Here is a 16,194-nt window from a genome sequence, read left to right as displayed (position 1 = left end):
CAAGTGACGAACTTTGCGTTGATATCGACCTTTGCTCAGAAGCCTTGAGCATTGGCAATAGGGACAGCGCTTAGGCTCAAGAGCAGGCTTCAGCTCGACATGAATATACAGGCCGTTATGGTAGGAATCCTGAAGGGGGTCGTAACCCTTCAGGCCTATCTTTAGGTGATTAAACATCGGGGACATAATGGCTTTATCGCCTCATGTCCCCAATCTTTGATGAAGAGCCGGTTGGGTGCCAAGGTTTAGGGGACTTGTGATCTTCTATTTTGAATCGGTGCCAGGGGTGAGGGGGACAACTGAGGCGGTGGGGGTGTTGTCATAGGCTTGGGTGACGGATTGCTGGCATCTTTCGCGAAGCTCGACGAGGGTGGTCGAGTGTTTCTCGTTGTCTACTAGGTTGATTGTTTCGTGGGGGTCGTTGGCGAGGTCGTAGAGTTCTTCGTAGACGGGTTGTTCTCCGTTGACGGAGGCGGCTCGCCAGTGGTTGTAGAGTTTGCGCTGTTTGGAGGAAACTTGGTAGAGGCGGACGCCTTTGGCTCCTTCGAGGTCCTTCCAGTTGTTGCGATCGTTCTTGAAGTAACGGATGTATTTCCAGCGTTCGGTGCGGACGGATTCGACGCGAGGATTGCCGAAGTAGGTGGACCAGAGATTTTCGGCGAAGGCGTGGGTGCGCCAGGCGGGGTCTTCCTCAGTGAGGAGGGGGAGGATGCTTTCGCCTTGCATGGAGGGCTCGGGATCGAGGTTGGCGAGGTCGAGGAGGGTGGGGGCGAGGTCGATGGATTGGACGAGTTCCGTGCGGCGCTGGCCGCGTTTCTCCTTGGGGAGGCGTGGGTCGTAGACGATGAAGGGGACGGCGAGGCAGACCTCGTAGTTGAGAGCTTTGCCGCCGAGGCCTTGTTCGCCGGCGAAGAGGCCGTGGTCGGATGAGAAGACGATGAGGGTGTTTTCAGTCAGATTGAGTTGCTCGAGTTGTTCGCGGATCTTGCCGACCATGCGGTCGATGCCAGTGATGGTTTGGTAATGCCGGACGCGGCGCTCGCGGGTGGTGGCGGGGGTGTCGGCCCAGTCGTAGCCATTCTGTCGGTAGTCGGTGTGAAGAATGTCGGCGGGGAGTTTGGGGGTCTCGATGTCGGCTTTAGCGAGGTAGTTGGGGGGGAGGGGGAGGGTTTCGATTTGGTCGCGGTAGGCGGTGCGGTAGAGCTCGGGGTCGGTGGGGAGAAGCTTCATGGATTCGGTGCTGGCGCCGTGGGGAACGTTGAGGCAGATGCTGAGGCAAAAGGGCTGGTCCTTGGGGCGGGCGGAGAGGAACTTTTGTGCTCCGCCGAGATAGGAGGGTTGCTCGGGTGTGAGGAACTCGGTGACGCCTTCTTGGATGAGTTCAACCTGGGTGTCGTTTTTGGCGTGTTGGAAAATTTGATGTACTTGTTTGGGGTAGAAGCGAATGTGGCCGTGGCCGGCGTAGAAGTAGTCGAAGGAGGCGTCCATGATGCCGGTCTCGTAACCGCGGGCGCCGATGGGGGCGTGATTTTTGCCGACATAACCGGTGAAGTAGCCATTTTCGCGGAGGATGACGGGGTAGCTTTTTGCCCAAGCGGATTGGGAGATGGCGGTGCCGGAGTTGAAGTTGACGCCGTGCTTGCGCTCGTATTGGCCAAGAAAGTAGCTGATGCGGCTGGGGGTGCAGATGGCGGAGGTGATGGAGGCATTTTCGAAGAGGACTCCTTCTTCGGCCATCTTGTCGATGTTCGGCGTTCGGACGATGTCGTTGCCATAGCAACCGAGGTCGGTCTGGCGGTGGTCGTCGGTGAGGATGAAGATGATGTTGGGGCGCTCGGCTTGGGAGGAGGTGAGGAGTCCGAATGGGGCTGCAATGGTAGCCAGGAAGGCGTAGAGAGAAGAGCGATGATTCATGGAGTATCGGGGGAGATGTGCGAATGGCCTTTTCGGATGCAAATTAAGGGGCGCTAAAGACCTGCTTCTTTTAGCAATGCCGTGATCTCCGTTGTTGAGAGAAGACGGGGCTAAGCCAAAATAGGATGCTTTATTGCAGAAAAATTAAATTTTAGTTCATTACAGCGCAATTTTCTGGGTTCCATGACGTATCGGTTGTGACCTGAGTGGGCTGAGTTTTAGGGGACTGTTGATTGGTTCCCCACGCGCTTGGCCGAATAACGAGAAATCTAGTAATTGTGATGAGAGAGAAGAATCGGAGTTTGATGGCGGTCCTCGCCATGATGGGTGGGGTTGGTCTATCTACGGCCTTGAGCTTGGAAGGCGGAGAGAAGCCCCAGTCCAATGTATTGTGGATTGTAACTGATGATCAGCGCTACGATTCCATTCGAGCTTTCAATCGTATAATCGATGGGCGGGAGATGAGTGAGCTCGGCTACGTTGAGTCACCGGAGGTCGATAAGCTGGTTGAGCAGGGAACCACCTTCATCAACACCTATTGCCATTCGGCAGTTTGCGCGCCCTCGCGCGCTGCGATGCACTTTGGGCGCTATCCATGGCACTCGGGCGTGTATCAGTTCGAGTATCACAACCGTAGTGCCGCGCATTGGCAATCGACCTTGCCAGAGCGGATGGCCGACCTGGGTTATCAAACCTTCCATGTAGGAAAGATGGGCTTTCGGCTGAAGGAAATTCAGGAAGGAGGCAAGTGGTCGAAAGGGTCGATTCCCTACGAGCAAAGTGTTGGCTTCAAGCAATTGCACCTCGACGGATTAACCGCTTGGGGAAAGAGCTGGTTCTATGAAATCGAAGGGAAAAAATTGGCGGAGCCACTCCAGAACGTGGAGTACTTTTACACCCCGGAAGATGGCTTTACCTATCTTTCCCTCAGATACGAAGAAATGTTTCCCGAGAACGCGGGCAAGACCAAGGCTGCGAACGAAAGGTATGATATCTTGCGGCACTATAATAAACGCAAGGGCACTCATCTCGACAAAGGCATGATTCTGGCTGGAGTCAGTCCCCGACCGGCAGGAGAAACTCAGGATGCCTACTACGAGCAAATTCTCGGAGACTTCTTGGCAAGCGAAGGCAAAGAATTCACCGCTGGCTCGCGTACTTTTCAGGGAGTGGATTCCTCCAAACCTATTTTTGCGCATCTCGGGTTCGACTTCCCGCATACCCCTGTCCTACCGCCACCGAGCTACCGCAAGCGCTTCCAGAAAAAGGAGTATAAAATTCCAGAAGTGATCGGCGACGAGCTGGAAACGATGCCTAGGCAAATGCGCAACGCGGTCGAGAATGGGTTTACTGATCACTTTCCGGATTCGGAGAAGTTGGCCATGATTCAGGACTACTATGCCTACTGCGCCTATGGAGATTCCTTGGTGGGAAGTGCGGTGAAGGCCTTCGTCGATTACAGTGAGAAGAAGGAGCAGGAATGGATGGTGGTTTACGTTTGTGGCGACCATGGGTGGAAGTTGAATGACCACGGTTCGGTCTCCAAGACCACCCCGTGGCGCATCGATACGCTAAACCCCGTGGTCGTCGTCTCCTCGGATAAGGAAGCTTTCCCGGCGGGGAAAGTGGTGAAGAGTTTCACCGAGTTCGTCGACCTGGCTCCCACCATGCTGGCGGCTGGGGGAGCGGATCTTGCGACCGAAACCTACTCCTATCTCGACGGGCGGAACTTGGAAGAAGTCGCTTCCGGTGAGTTGCCACCTCGCGAATATGTTGTTGGAGAAAGCCATGCTGCGACTGGTCCCCGCGCCTTTATTCGGACCAAGGACTATTGCTTCTCGATGAAAACCCGGCCCAACATCAAGCGCGGCGAAAAGATGCATTGGGCCGTGAAAGCTGATTACGCTGATTTGGATCCTGGCTTATATCATTTCCCAAGTGACCCGAAGGAGGTCAAGAACCTCGCCTTCGACGAAGAGCACCAAGAGGTGGCTATGAAGATGAAGAAGAAGCTAATCGACATTGTTATCGGCGACGGTCGCATCGAGGTCGATTGGGGGGATAACAAAGCGCTGGGCACCGAAGTCTTCCGTGCTGAAAAATTTGCCGAAGGGGCCAATGATGGAAAGTTGAGCCTTCCCTGAGTTGAGAGGTCTGAGAGGGGGAAATTCATGTCGCGCAACACCAATGGTTTTGGTTTTCTGTTGGTGGGGGCGGGGTGAAGTTGGTGCCCCGAGGTGTGGGCACTGAACCACGGTCAGTTATTGTAGAGCCTAGCCTAGAGCGTGTCTTTTCGACGGAGAAGTCGTCTGAAACAGGAGAAGAGAATCGGCAAAGACCTTTTCGCTGAAGCGATCGCGCGAATGGGGTGGACGTCTCGTCCACCCTTTAATCAAGATGAGTGGACGAGACGGCCACTCCACTCACCCCTTCTCGTTGATGGAGGAGTGCTGGGGCCGAATGGGCTTTTAGGATGCAAATCAAAGACCTCCAGAGACATACTTTTTTGTAATGAGACGACTTTTGATGTGCTTGGCGACTTCTGGTATGGTGGCCTTTGGAGAGAGGCTCAACGTGATTGTGTTTATGGCCGATGATATGGGCTATGGACCTGCCATGGAAGGGGCCATGCTTATATCATCTGCCGGATGATGTCGCGGAGACAGATGATTTGTTAGAAAAAAAGGCGGGAGAGGCGAAGCGTCTGCGCGGCCTGTGGGAGGCGTGGAATGAGCACAATGTCCCGTGCCGTTTGATGCCTTATAAAAAGTATCACAAAGCGAGGGACGGGTTCTTCAAGGAGGCGGTGCCGAAGAAAGCCTTGGATTCAGGGTATGAGCCGCCGCTGGTGCCGTCGATGCCGTGAGTTGAGTTTTGGAACCCCAAGGGAGCCTGTTTTGTGGACTCATGGGACTCTCTCTCAAGACTGGTTGAACTTGGTGTCGTCGATTTTGTAACCGAGGGGGGTAATGAGGTGGAGAGTAGGGGTGGGACCGGCTTCAGAAGGGAGTTGTTGGGTGTGGGCGGGGTCGCCGGGGTGGAGGGTGGGGAGTTTGAGTTCTCCGGCTAGTTCGCCGTTTTCCCAGAGGATTTTGTAGCCGCGCAACGGGTACGATGGGGTCTGGGTGGGTTGGCGGGTTTGGACGGTGAGGGTGCCGTTGTCGACCTTGAGGACTTGGAGGGGGCTGTAGAGTTTACGAATGGTGTAGTAGCAGGGCTTGAGGTTGCGTTTTTCATCAACGACGCCCCAGGTGCGGTAGCCGTGCTCGGGGGTGCCTTTATAGTCGCTGCGATAGTCGTTGAAGGTCCAGAGGGAGACGCCGACGAGGCGGGGTCGGTCGGTGGTGAGCTTGTGCCACATCTCTTCGAAGCCATCCATGAAGTGGCCGTTGGGCTTTTCCTGTTTGTGCCCGAATTCGGAGACAAAGATGGCTTTGTCCGGCCAGCGTTCGGAGACGATTTCGGTGAAGCCGGCCCAGTTGTTATAGAAGTTGATGAGGGCGATGTCGGTTTCGTTGATGGGCTCGTCGGCACCTTGTTTTTGGAAGGCGAGGTGGCTGACGTAGGAGACGAGGCGGTGAGGGTCGAGCTCCTTGCGAATGAAACTCATCATGCTGATGGCGTAGGGGTAGAAGTCATACATTTCATTGCCGACGCTCCAGCCGATGATGGAAGGGTGGTTGTAGTCGCGGTGGATCATCTCGGTGAGCCACTGCTTGGTGAGGGGGTTGTCGCGAATGATTTGTGGGTCGTGTTGCCAGACGGGAATTTCGCAGATGAGGAGGATGCCTTTTTCGTCGCAGAGACGGAGGAGGTCAGGGTGCTGGGGGTAGTGCATGATGCGGGTCATGTTGCAGCCCGCTTGTTTCATGAGGTCGATGTCCTTGCGGAGAAGTTCGATGGGTTCGGTGTTGCCCGAGGGGCCGTGGTCGTCGGAGACGCGGTTGAAGCCGACGAGGCGGACCGATTCGCCATTGAGAAGGAAGGACGTAGGGGTAACTTCGATTTTGCGGATACCGAAGCGGTCGCTGATGGCGTGTTGGAGTTTGCCTCCGAAAAGGAGTTCGGTGTTGAGGGTGTAGAGCTCGGGGAAGTCGAAGTGCCAGAGGCGGACTTCGTCTTTGGAAAGAGTGAATGAGACTTCGCGGTCCTTGGTGCTGTTGGGTGCGACTTTCACCCATGTCTTGAGGCGAGGAACAGAATCGCCGGGGAGAGTGGAGTTCAGAAGGGTGATGGTTTCGGCGTCGGTTTTGTTTTCGATGCGGTATTTGACGAAGACTTCGGCGGTGCCCGCTTCGAGATCGGGTTCGGTGCGGATGTGTTGCCAGACGAGGCGGAGAGGATTGTTGGCGATGAGGTTGACGCTTCGGCTAATGCCACCCCATGGCCACCAAGCACCGCGTTGGTAGGTGTTATCGGCGCGGACGGTGAGGATGTTGGGCTGGTTGAAGATGACTTTCTCGGTGACTTCGAATTCGAAGGGGGTGTAGCCGCCGATGTGGGAGCCGAGGCGCTCGCCGTTCAGGAAGACTTCGGCCTCGTGGTAGACGGCTTCGAAGCGGAGGCGGAGGGGTTTGTTTTGGAGGGATGAGTCGGGGGTAAACTCGCGCTGATACCAGCCGATGCCACGGTGGTCCTTGTGTTCCTCGGTGGAGTCCCAGTTGCCTGGGACGGTGATCGGGGACCAGTCGTCTTCGCTAGGGTTGAAGACTTTGGTGAAACGCCACTCGCCGTCGAGGGACTGGGTCCATTGACCTGTTTGGGAGGCGAAGAGGGAGAGGGTGGTGAGAAGCAGGAGTGCGAGTGTTTTCATGATTCTTGATTTGAGAGAAGAGTGATTTGCGAGGACACCTTGTTAGCGTCGGGTTGCTTTGACGGTCTCCGACCAGTGGCTTTCGCCAGACTCAACACCGCGCTTCATTTTGAAGAAAACCTCGTCTTGGCCTTGCAAGTCGATGGACATCATGCCTCTCACATTGGAGACAAACTCCTGATTCAGGTTATCTTGAGATGCGCCATATTTCACGGTGTAGTCGCCATCGTCAAAGTCACTGGAATAACCAATCACGAGCTTGTCGCCTGTGATGAAGGAGTCCCAGATGATGGGAGGAAGTTCGTTTTTTCCGACCGTTGCCTTGACCGCCGTCGAGGGCTCGCTGTTTCCCTTGTCGTTGAGGGCGAGCAAGCGGAAGGAGTAACTTTTCCCTTCTTCTAAACCTTCCACGTCGATGCGATTCTCGATGGTCTTGTAGGATTCGTGAACTTCGCCATCTGAGCCTTCGTAGGTCACAAAGTATTCGGTCGCATTGGGCACGGCATCGAAGAGAACTCTGACGGAATTTTTGCCAGGAAGGACCTCGGAAATCTCTGGAGTGAGTGCGTTTTGAAATGAGATCGTCTGGTCGAGTCGCGAGTATTGGGTGGGAGCGATGAGGCTCAGCGTGAGGTCCAAGGCGTCGGACTGGTCGCCCTCCCATTTGATGGAGCCATTCCACTCGCCGTCCGTCGGCTGGATGTCCGGAAGGGCAATGGCATCGCTAAAAGTCACCTTTCCTTTCGTGTCCGTAAACTGGTAGCGCAACTTGTAGCCACGCATGGCATGGCTTGGGTAATCCCGCTCGCCACGAATTGGCATGCTGACATCGGCAGTTCCTGTTTCGAGATTGAGATTGCTCACTTCAATTCCTTTAACCGAGGCGTGCTCCTTCTTGATGCGGTCGAACAAGCGTCGCTTCTGGCGCCAAGAATTGATGACGCCCCAGACGCGATTTTCCTCGGCGGTGGTTCCGGCATAGGCGCTGCGGTAGTCATTGAAGGTCCACATCGAAGTTCCGATCACGAACTCGTTTTTGTCGCGGAAGTTGTTCGTCCACTCGGAGAAAATCTCCTTATCGCCGTCGAGCGCAGTCGAAGGAAAGGGGTCGAATCCAAACTCGGAGATAAAGACGGGCTTGTCCGGCCACTTCGTCCGGAGTGTGTTCAAGATCTCCTGCGGTTCACCCTGCCAGCGATACATGTTGTGCATGATGAGATCGACGAAGGTGTTGGGGTCCGTCTCGGGGGTGTATTCCTCCTTTTGCCCGGAGTTGCTCACGCAGGTAACGAGGCGATAGGGGTCGAGCTCTTCCTTGACGTAGGCCATGGCTGCCTTCCCGTATTCGAAATGGTTGTTCAGCTCGTTGCCGACACTCCAGCCGATGATGCAGGGGTGGTTGAGATCGCGCTCGATCATTCCCTTGAGCCAATATTTCGAAAGGAAATAGTTCTTCTCGGTGACCTCAGCGCCATGCTCATCCCGAAGCTTCACGTAGGGTTCGTCGAGGATGAGGATCTCCTCTTCCTCCGGGTTGAGAGTGATTCCTTTCTCTTTCTCCAGCTGAGCAACGGGATAGTAGTTGGCTCGAAACTCGTCGTTGTCCAAGTCCCGCACATTCGCTTCCTCGAAGATCAGAATTCCTTTTCGGTCGCAGACGTCGAAGAGCTTTTTGTCTTGGGTCCCGTGCATGATTCGCATGAAGTTGGCGCCGGCTTCTTTCATGAGGTCGACGTCTTCTTCCAACACATGCAGCGGCTCGGATGAGCCCCAGTAGCGGTGCTCACTCACCCGGTTGTATCCAGCCAGACGCACCGGTTCGCCGTTCAGGAGCAGCTGGGAATCGGTGAGCTCGACTTTTCGAATACCGAAGTGATCGTCTTTGCGGTGCAGGAGTTTTTCGCTTTCGGAAATCGTGGTTTCGATTTGATACAGCTTGGGGTGATCAAAGTGCCAGAGTTTAACCAAGGAAGGATCGAGCACAGTCTCTAACACCACATCCTCCTGCGAGTTCGGTTCGATTTGGATGGAGCCTTTCAAAGCAGCAATTTCCTCGCCGTCCTTAATTCGGGAGTCGACCTTGATGGTCCTTGTTTCGGAAGAATTGTTCTCAATCCGCACCTTGAGCGTCAGTTTTGCGGCTCCAGTTGTGAGGTCGGGCTCGGCGTAAATGTATTGGTAGTCGATGCGGACGTCGTGATTCTTCGTGAGACTGACATCACGAATGATGCCGCCCCAGTTCCAGGTCGCACCTACGACCGCACTGTTATCAACTTGAACCGCGAGCACGTTTTTTCCGTCAAAGTCCAAGGCATCGGTGACATCAAACTCGAAGGGAGTGAAACCGCCTCGTTGCTTGCCGATAAGCTTTCCATTCAGATAAACGGTGGACAGGTGATAGACCCCGCCGAACTTCAAATAATATCTCTCGTCGGGTTGCTTCTTCCAATCATCAGGAAGCTCGATCGTCCTTCGATACCAGGCTTTTCCGGTGTAGTTTGAAAACTCATTGAGCATGCCCCAGTGCCCGGGGACTTCCAAATCGTGCCAGTCTGCATCATCAAAGTCGCGACGATAGACCTGATCCGGCTCCTGCTTGGCCTGGAGATATTTCTCTTCGGAAATCTCGCGGAACATCACCGCGTCTGCGGCCACCGCTCCGCTGACAATCGCGGTGAGCTCGACATAGTTTTCCTCATCCTTGTCGAAGCGGTAAATGCCCAGGCTGTTCCATTCGTTGCAGAAGACGCGTTGGCTCAGGTATTGGGTCGTGATTCCTCCGGCGTGCTTTACGTTGTATTGGGTAGTTAGGTGGGAGGCGAAAGGATAGAAGTTGAAGGCTTCGTAGTAGCCCGACTTTTCGAACTTGGGATAAAACCGGAAGTAGGAATCGTCTTCTTTGTTCCCTCCCTTCAGGCTTGTTAGCGTGAAGGAGTGCTGCTGGTAGTCCTCGCCATAGAATTTCGAATTTCGCTCTCCCTGTTGCAAGCTTCGCCAGGATCCCTTCGCTTCGACATTCGGATTCTTGTTGTCGATGACAAGGTCCGTCTCCGATTCCTGAATCTGCATGTAGTTCGAGCCTTCGCCGTAGATGGCGTAGAACTTCCAGTCGCCATTCAGAGGCAGTTTTTCCTCAGTTTGCTCAGTTCCCCAAGCAGTTGAGACGAGGGAGAGGGTGGCGAGGAGGATGAGGAGGATGAGGAGTGAGCGCATGAAATTTAGTGGCATGAGATTTTGAAGAGGGCGGCGGGGACGGTTGCGGAGGGGTGGTCGATTTCGAGGGTGAGCTTCGAAGTGGTGACGGGGGAGTCGAGAGCGATGCGGTTAATAGTCTGGTGGTTCGCTTCGCAGGAATGGAGGACGGTGCCGTGTTCATCGAGGATGCGGTAGCTGCGAACGCAGTGAGGCATGAGGTTCTCGGGGTGACCCCACTGGGAGGTTTCCATGGCGTGGTCGTAGTCGGTGTCGAAGTAGAGGGTGATTTTTGAAATGGTCTGCGGTGATTCCCAAGCGAGGTCGATTCGCGGTTTTTCGTCGGAAAGGTCGGCAGCCCAGGCGTTGGATGCGATCCAAGGTTTAGTGTAACCGTTTTTCAGGTGCTCCAAACTGTAGGCCGGGAGGGCAGGGTCGAGTCGGAGGGCGAGGTTTTGGCCGGCGGGGCGGCGGTTGGGGACCCAGAATTCGAAGCGGTCGATGCCGATGCCTTCGGGCGGAATTTGTTCGCCGTCGTTGGAGACCGCTTTGTTAAATTTCTTTTGGACGGAGACGAGCCCGGTGGCGAGGACGGCACTGGTTTGGATTTCGATGTCAGGGTCTCCGTAGTAGCAGAGGAAGGCGTATTTCGCTTCGCCGAGAGTTTGGGTGAACTCGGTGGTGATGGTCTGGGTTCCGGCGGTGACGGCGTGTTCGAATTCTTCGAGAGTCAGGTCGGGGGTGTAGTTGTAGGGCTTCTCAGCGGTGCGGAGGGCGACTTTGATGGTGGCGTTCTTTTTTGCACGGATGGTGGCGGTGACTTTGACCTTGGTGTCAGCCTGAAAGGGAAGGAGTTGAGCGACGGGATATTCGAGTGGGAGCCACTGGTCGTTGGCGGGGATTTCCGTGAGGGCGAGGGTGGACGAGGCGGAGAGCTGAGCCGTTAGGACCAAGTCGGAAGAGTCCTCGATGGGAATGCCGGGGATGCTTTGACCGGTGATGTTCAGGGTGTTTTGGAGAGTCTTGAGAGAAGACGGTTCGAGGAGGTCGGCGGGCTTTTTGTTTTCGTGGATGCACTGGGCGGCAGCGGCTCCGACGGCGACTCCTCCGTGTCCGCAGGTGAGGATCACTCTCGTAGAACCGAAGGCCACGTGGGACGAGCTGATGATGCGACCCGCGAGGAAGAGGTTGGAAACGTTGCGGCTGTAGTGACAGCGGTAGGGGAGGCCGTAGACACCCTTGGAGTGCCATTGGTTGCAGCCGGGTTGTTCGGAGTAGACGGCGTCGGCGGGGTGAAGGTCGAGGGACCATCCACCGGCGGAGATGGCGTCGTGGTGTTCGATTTGGTCGATGACGTCTTTCTGGCTGATCATGTAATCGCCTTCGAAGCGACGGCTTTCGCGTTTGCCGGGGATGGTGCCGACCCACTCGAGAGTCATGGTTTCGGCTTCGGGGAATTTGCCGGAGTTTTTGATGTAGTCCCAGACGCCGTAGACCACTTTCCAGAGCTCCCATTTGATTTCCTCGGTTTCGTGGACAGTGTCACGGCGGCCACCGTATTCGAGCCACCAGAATTTGCAGCCGTGGTCGTGGACGTCGATGTTTCGGAAGCGGGGAAGCTGGGTGATGTCCTTGAGAGCGAATTCGGGGGCGGTGTAGGAGACGGGTTTGCCGAGGTCCTTGCTGTAGAAGTAAATTGTGTGGCCGAGGAGCTCACCGTAGGAATCGTCGGGAGCGAAGCCTTCGTCGAACTCGCTGCCATCTTCGGCTCCCATGCGGAAGGCGGCACCGGCCTGGAAAGCGGCGATGCCATCACCGGAAGCGTCGCAGAAGAGGGGAGCTTCGAGGGTGTAGCGGGTGGAATTCTGGCTGCAGAAAGCGTGGACGCGTGAGATGGTGTTCGGGTCGGACTTCTCGACGGTGTGGGCGGCGGTGTTGAGGAGAAGGCGGATGTTGGGTTCGTTTTTAACCTTTTCTAACAGAATGGTGTCAAAGATGAGGACGTTGCCTTCTTTGTTGCGGAAAGTGTTTTCGACGAGGATTTCGTCGACGAGTCCGCCTTCGCGGGAGAAGCGGTTGTTGTTGCCCATGTGGGAAGTGGCTCCGAGGGACCAGAGGCGGACTTCGGAGGAGGCGTTGCCACCGAGGACGGGGCGGTCTTGCACGAGGGTGACTTGAATGCCTTGGCGGGCGGCAGAGATGGCAGCGCAAGTTCCGGCGAGGCCGCCGCCGATGACGACGAAGTCGCAGGAGATGGTTTCGAGTTTGGTTTCGCGAACTTCAGAAGAGGCGTCTTGGTGGATCATTCGGATGAGGTGGGTGTCGTTTTGCGAAGAATAAAAAAGAGAAAGGCGGCAAGTGCGGCGAGGGTGAGTCCGAAGCCAGCGAGCATGCCTTGGTTTTCAGAGTTGAAAGGAATGAGAATGAGGAAGGTTGCGGAGCAGACCGCGAGGCTGATGGCGACGATGCGAGCAGGGAGGGCGCTCGAGCTGGGAGCTTCGTCGGAATCCTCGGCTTGTTTGGAAAGGTCCTGGATTTTCTTCCAGCCGGGAGCTTCTTTTTTCTGAAGCAGAAGAAGGGCGGCGATGACGAGGAGGGGCAGAATAACTCCGGTGAAGGTGCCGTCGGCGATGATGGTTCCTTCTCCCACGCTGGTGAATTTGGTGAGGAGGCCGAGAGGGAAGCAAAGCCCGACGGTGATCCAGATGGCGGACATGCCGAGGTTGCGGAAGAAGAGAGCGAAAAGGGTGGGGGCGAGGAGAGGGGTGACCATGATTTGGGTCACCGAGATGATGAGCTTGGCCGCGCCGCCAAGGTAGGGCGTGGCGATGGCGATACCGGCAATTACGAGACCGAGGATGAGGGTAAAGATGCGGCCCATGCGGACGAGTTGTTTCTCGGTGGGATTGCCGGCGAGGGGTTCGTAGATGTTTTTGGTGAGGACGCCGGAGAAGACGTTGAGCTGCGAGCTGATCATGCTGGCGGTGGCGGAAAAAAGGGCGGCGATCATGAGACCGAGCATGCCGACGGGGAGGACGGCCTTGCAGGACATGATGTAGGCGGTCTCGGACATTTGGGTAATGGCTTCGGGGGAAGCGCCTTCGGGGATGGGTTGCTGGATGCGCCAGAGGAGGGGCGGAAGGAGCCAGAGGAAGGGGCTGAAGAGGTAGAGGAGTCCGAAGAGGACGTTGCTTTTGCGGGCATCCTTGGGAGTTGGGACGGAGAGATTGCGTTGCACGAAGGCCCACTCGGCGCCGATCATGAAGTAGTGAATGGCGACCCAGCCGATGAGGAAGAGGAGGGTGTATTTCTCCGAGGTCACGTTCATGAAGCCTTCCGGAGTCTGGGTGACGAGGGCGTTGATGCCGCCGACTTCCGCAAGGGAGAGCGGGATCACGAAGATGATGGCGAGATTGAGAATGATGAACTGGAGGGTATCGGTCATCAGGACGGCCCAGAGACCGCCAATCATGGTGTAGCCCACGACGACGAGGGCGAAGATGAGGATGGCGAAGTTGAGCTGGGGACTGGAGAGAGCGGCGTTGGCGGCACTGTCTTCTCCTGCGACCACGGCGAGGATGAGGCGGGCGATGGCGTAGAGCGCGCCGCCGGTTCCGACGATGCGGAAGATCATCATGAACCAGGTGTAGAAGTGGAGCGCGGAGCGGCCGAAGCGCTTGTCGACGTATTCGGCGGGGGTCGCGATGCCCATTTCTCGCCACTTGCCGGCCACGGTGTAGCCCGCGAGAAGAGCCGCGATGCCGTAACAAAGGTTGATGATGACTGCGACCGCGCCTTGCTCGTAGGCAATGCCCCCCCAGACCACGAAGGTATTGGCGGAGAACATGGTCATGAAGGCACTGAGCCCGCTCATCCACCACGGGGACTGCCCGCCAGCGGCGAACATGTCGGAGGAGTTTTTGACGAGACGTCCGAGGAAGACGCCAACAAAGACGGTTCCGACAAGGTAAGCGACAAGGACAATCCAATCGATAGTATGCATGTGGTGGCTGTTTAAGTTCCTAGGGAATCGTTGAGTTGGGCTCCTTTGATAGAGAAAAAATGCCGAGGATCAAAGTAATGGTGAAAGAATTTTTAATGAATGCGCAGGCGAATGGAAGGATCTTTCAGAAAAATGTGAATTTGGGAAAATGAACAGTCGATTGATTGTGCTGGTCTTGTTGTCGCTGGTGGATGGAGCTGGATTATGGCCGTGAGGTGGAATTGGGAGCGAGCCAGATTGTGAATGGTTGGAATGTTAGAGAGACGTGGAAGAAGCTCATCGCCTGGTATCGCTTGGAGAACTATCAGAACGGGAAGTGGTTTCAGGTCGCGTCTTTCGACTCCGTTTAAGGATCTGACTTTTCGGAGGAATGGCACCGATGGGGTGATGTGGAGCGAGGACCGCAACGACTTCTACTGCGAAGAAGATCTGATTCGCAGCGTGTAGAACGAGCTCAATCACAGCGGAACAACTTCATTTTCAGCCTCGCGATTCTGAAAGGTGGATTTCGCGTCTTCGATGGATTGCCTTAAATAACCAATTCGTCCACACGGCTCAGGGTTCGAAGGATCGGATCTTCTTGTCGTGATCTGAAGAGGCTGTGAAAGACTCGTCAATGGGAAGCTTGGGTGTGCAACTTATCAATACCCGACGTTTGGTCGCGGGATGTGGTCGGGGGTGGAGGATGCTGACAAAAAAGCGACCCTGTGTTGACAGGGTCGCTTTGGTCTTTGGGGGGATGTGGGGATGGGGGAAAGTGATTATGAGCCGCTGACGTCGAGGTAGCTGCGGAGCATCCATGAGGTTTGCTCGTGCTTCTGGAGGAGGGCGGTGAGGAAATCGGCAGAGCCAACGTCGCCGAGATCCTCCTCAAGCTTCTCGATGTCTTTTCGCAGAGACTGCGCGACGGATTCGTGGTCGGAGAGAAGGGACTCGATTGCTGCGTCTCCATCAATGATAGCGCCTTTCTCTTCTTTCAAAGTGGCGTTCGCCAAAAACTCTTTCATGGATCCGGGGGAAACTCCGCCCAGCATCCGAATTCGTTCGGCGGTCTCGTCAATGGCTACTGCCAGTTCGTTATACATTTCCTCGAAATGCTCATGCAGGGTGTGGAAGCGGCCTCCGATGAGGTTCCAGTGGAAGTTGCGCGTCTTGATGTAGAGCACGTGCTGGTCGGAAAGGATGCCGTTGAGAATCGAGCAAGCCTTTTTCCGCGTGTCGGCCGAGAGACCAATAGAGGGTGAAGTGGATTTCTTTTTTTGGGTTGTTTTCTTTTTAGCCATACAGCTCCGAGCTTTTGCAGGCGACAGGCCAGTTGAGCCAACTCTGGCCTGGTTCCTTATTTGACGGTGATTTTTGGCTTTCGGAGTTGGAGGGAGTCTGGATTTTCCTGCTGGAAATCATGCGGTTTGCACGAAGTGAGAAAGAGGTCTCATGCAAAAAGTTGAGAGCGAGGCAGATGCGGAACATTGGGTCATGATGCTAGGAATTTTCCCTTGCTCTCCGATTGAACGAGCTTACTTCCTTGGCATGACGACCAAGCTCATTTTACTCGGATTGACGGCGGCAAGCTCTGTTTACGCAGGGGAAATCCTGATGGTTCTGACCAATCATGAGGAGTTGGGAGACACGGGGAAAAAGACGGGCTTCTTTCTCTCTGAAGCAGCGCATCCCTATGCGGTTTTCGTTGAAGCGGGGCATGAAGTTGTTCTGGCGAGTCCCAAGGGTGGAGTGGCTCCTGTGGACCCGAAGAGCCTGAAACTCGAGGATGAGGAGAACAAGGTCTTCTGGGAGAAGTTTGGTAACGCGGACAAGGATTCTCCGGCGGTGTCGGACACCGTTCCCTTGGAAAAGATCGAGGTGGGGGAGTTCGACGGAGTATTCTTCGCAGGTGGCCATGGCACGATGTGGGACCTTCCTGATTCCAAGCAAGTGCAGAACGTGATTCGCGAGACCTATGAGTCGGACAAGCCTGTTGGCGCAGTATGCCATGGGCCGGCGGCGCTGGTGAACGTGACCCTAAGCAATGGGAAAAAATTGGTGGATGGAAAGACCGTGGCGGTCTTCACCGATGCAGAAGAAGAAGCGGTCGGTCTCACCGAGGTCGTTCCCTTCCTTTTGCAAAGCACGTTGGAAGAAGCAGGTGCCAAGGCCAAGGTTGGGGAGAATTTTTCTGAAAATGCGGTGCGGGATGGCTTGCTGGTGACGGGACAGAATCCGGCGTCGGCGAAGAAGACCGGCGAGCTTTTCATCGAGGCCTTGCAAAAATAGG

General features: G+C 55.5%; 10 protein-coding genes. 4 read left to right on the top strand and 6 right to left on the bottom strand.

Annotation, left to right across the window (positions count from 1 at the left end):
- Nucleotides 1-264 precede the first annotated feature (264 nt).
- Nucleotides 265-1,914, bottom strand: a complete 1,650-nt coding sequence (locus IE099_RS20055) for a sulfatase-like hydrolase/transferase (RefSeq protein WP_189574432.1) — start codon at nucleotides 1,912-1,914, stop codon at nucleotides 265-267.
- Between the two features lie 281 nt (nucleotides 1,915-2,195).
- Here IE099_RS20055 and IE099_RS20050 point away from each other — a divergent pair, with 281 nt between their 5' ends.
- Together IE099_RS20050 and IE099_RS20045 are read left to right on the top strand one after the other, a co-directional pair.
- Nucleotides 2,196-4,058: a sulfatase-like hydrolase/transferase gene (locus IE099_RS20050; RefSeq protein WP_189574429.1), complete on the top strand. Its 1,863-nt coding sequence runs from the start codon at nucleotides 2,196-2,198 to the stop codon at nucleotides 4,056-4,058.
- 461 nt (nucleotides 4,059-4,519) lie between these two features.
- A complete protein-coding gene (locus tag IE099_RS20045) occupies nucleotides 4,520-4,780 on the top strand; it encodes a hypothetical protein (RefSeq protein WP_189574428.1) in 261 nt (86 codons plus the stop codon).
- A gap of 54 nt (nucleotides 4,781-4,834) precedes the next feature.
- Here the strand turns inward: IE099_RS20045 and IE099_RS20040 are convergent, their stop codons facing one another.
- The 4 genes from IE099_RS20040 to IE099_RS20025 are packed head-to-tail and all read right to left on the bottom strand — an operon-like array spanning nucleotide 4,835 to nucleotide 13,922.
- Entirely contained in the window at nucleotides 4,835-6,727 is a 1,893-nt protein-coding gene (locus IE099_RS20040) for a glycoside hydrolase family 2 protein (RefSeq protein ID WP_189574425.1), read from the bottom strand.
- Nucleotides 6,728-6,769: 42 nt separating this feature from the next.
- Nucleotides 6,770-9,940, bottom strand: a complete 3,171-nt coding sequence (locus IE099_RS20035; RefSeq protein ID WP_189574422.1) for a glycoside hydrolase family 2 TIM barrel-domain containing protein — start codon at nucleotides 9,938-9,940, stop codon at nucleotides 6,770-6,772.
- Nucleotides 9,941-9,945: 5 nt separating this feature from the next.
- Nucleotides 9,946-12,225: an FAD-dependent oxidoreductase gene (locus tag IE099_RS20030; RefSeq protein WP_189574419.1), complete on the bottom strand. Its 2,280-nt coding sequence runs from the start codon at nucleotides 12,223-12,225 to the stop codon at nucleotides 9,946-9,948.
- Nucleotides 12,222-13,922 (bottom strand): sodium:solute symporter family transporter, encoded by a 1,701-nt coding sequence (locus IE099_RS20025; protein ID WP_189574416.1) that lies wholly within the window; start codon nucleotides 13,920-13,922, stop codon nucleotides 12,222-12,224. Before IE099_RS20025 ends, IE099_RS20030 begins: the two co-directional genes overlap by 4 nt.
- Nucleotides 13,923-14,113: 191 nt before the next feature.
- On the opposite strand from IE099_RS20025, the gene IE099_RS20020 reads away from it, so the two are divergent.
- Nucleotides 14,114-14,272, top strand: a complete 159-nt coding sequence (locus IE099_RS20020) for a hypothetical protein (protein WP_189574414.1) — start codon at nucleotides 14,114-14,116, stop codon at nucleotides 14,270-14,272.
- 411 nt (nucleotides 14,273-14,683) lie between these two features.
- Here the strand turns inward: IE099_RS20020 and IE099_RS20015 are convergent, their stop codons facing one another.
- Nucleotides 14,684-15,205, bottom strand: coding sequence for a Dps family protein (locus tag IE099_RS20015; RefSeq protein WP_189574412.1), 522 nt, complete (start codon nucleotides 15,203-15,205; stop codon nucleotides 14,684-14,686).
- A gap of 247 nt (nucleotides 15,206-15,452) precedes the next feature.
- Between IE099_RS20015 and IE099_RS20010 the strand changes: the two genes are divergently transcribed.
- Complete coding sequence (locus IE099_RS20010; RefSeq protein ID WP_189574410.1) at nucleotides 15,453-16,193, top strand: type 1 glutamine amidotransferase domain-containing protein; 741 nt, start codon at nucleotides 15,453-15,455, stop codon at nucleotides 16,191-16,193.
- The last annotated feature ends 1 nt before the right edge of the window (nucleotide 16,194 follow it).

This window comes from Roseibacillus persicicus (assembly GCF_014651675.1).
Classification (GTDB): Bacteria; Verrucomicrobiota; Verrucomicrobiia; order Verrucomicrobiales; family Akkermansiaceae; genus Roseibacillus; species Roseibacillus persicicus.
Note: the sequence above shows the minus strand (reverse complement) of the source record. Positions and strands in the feature narration are given on the sequence as shown.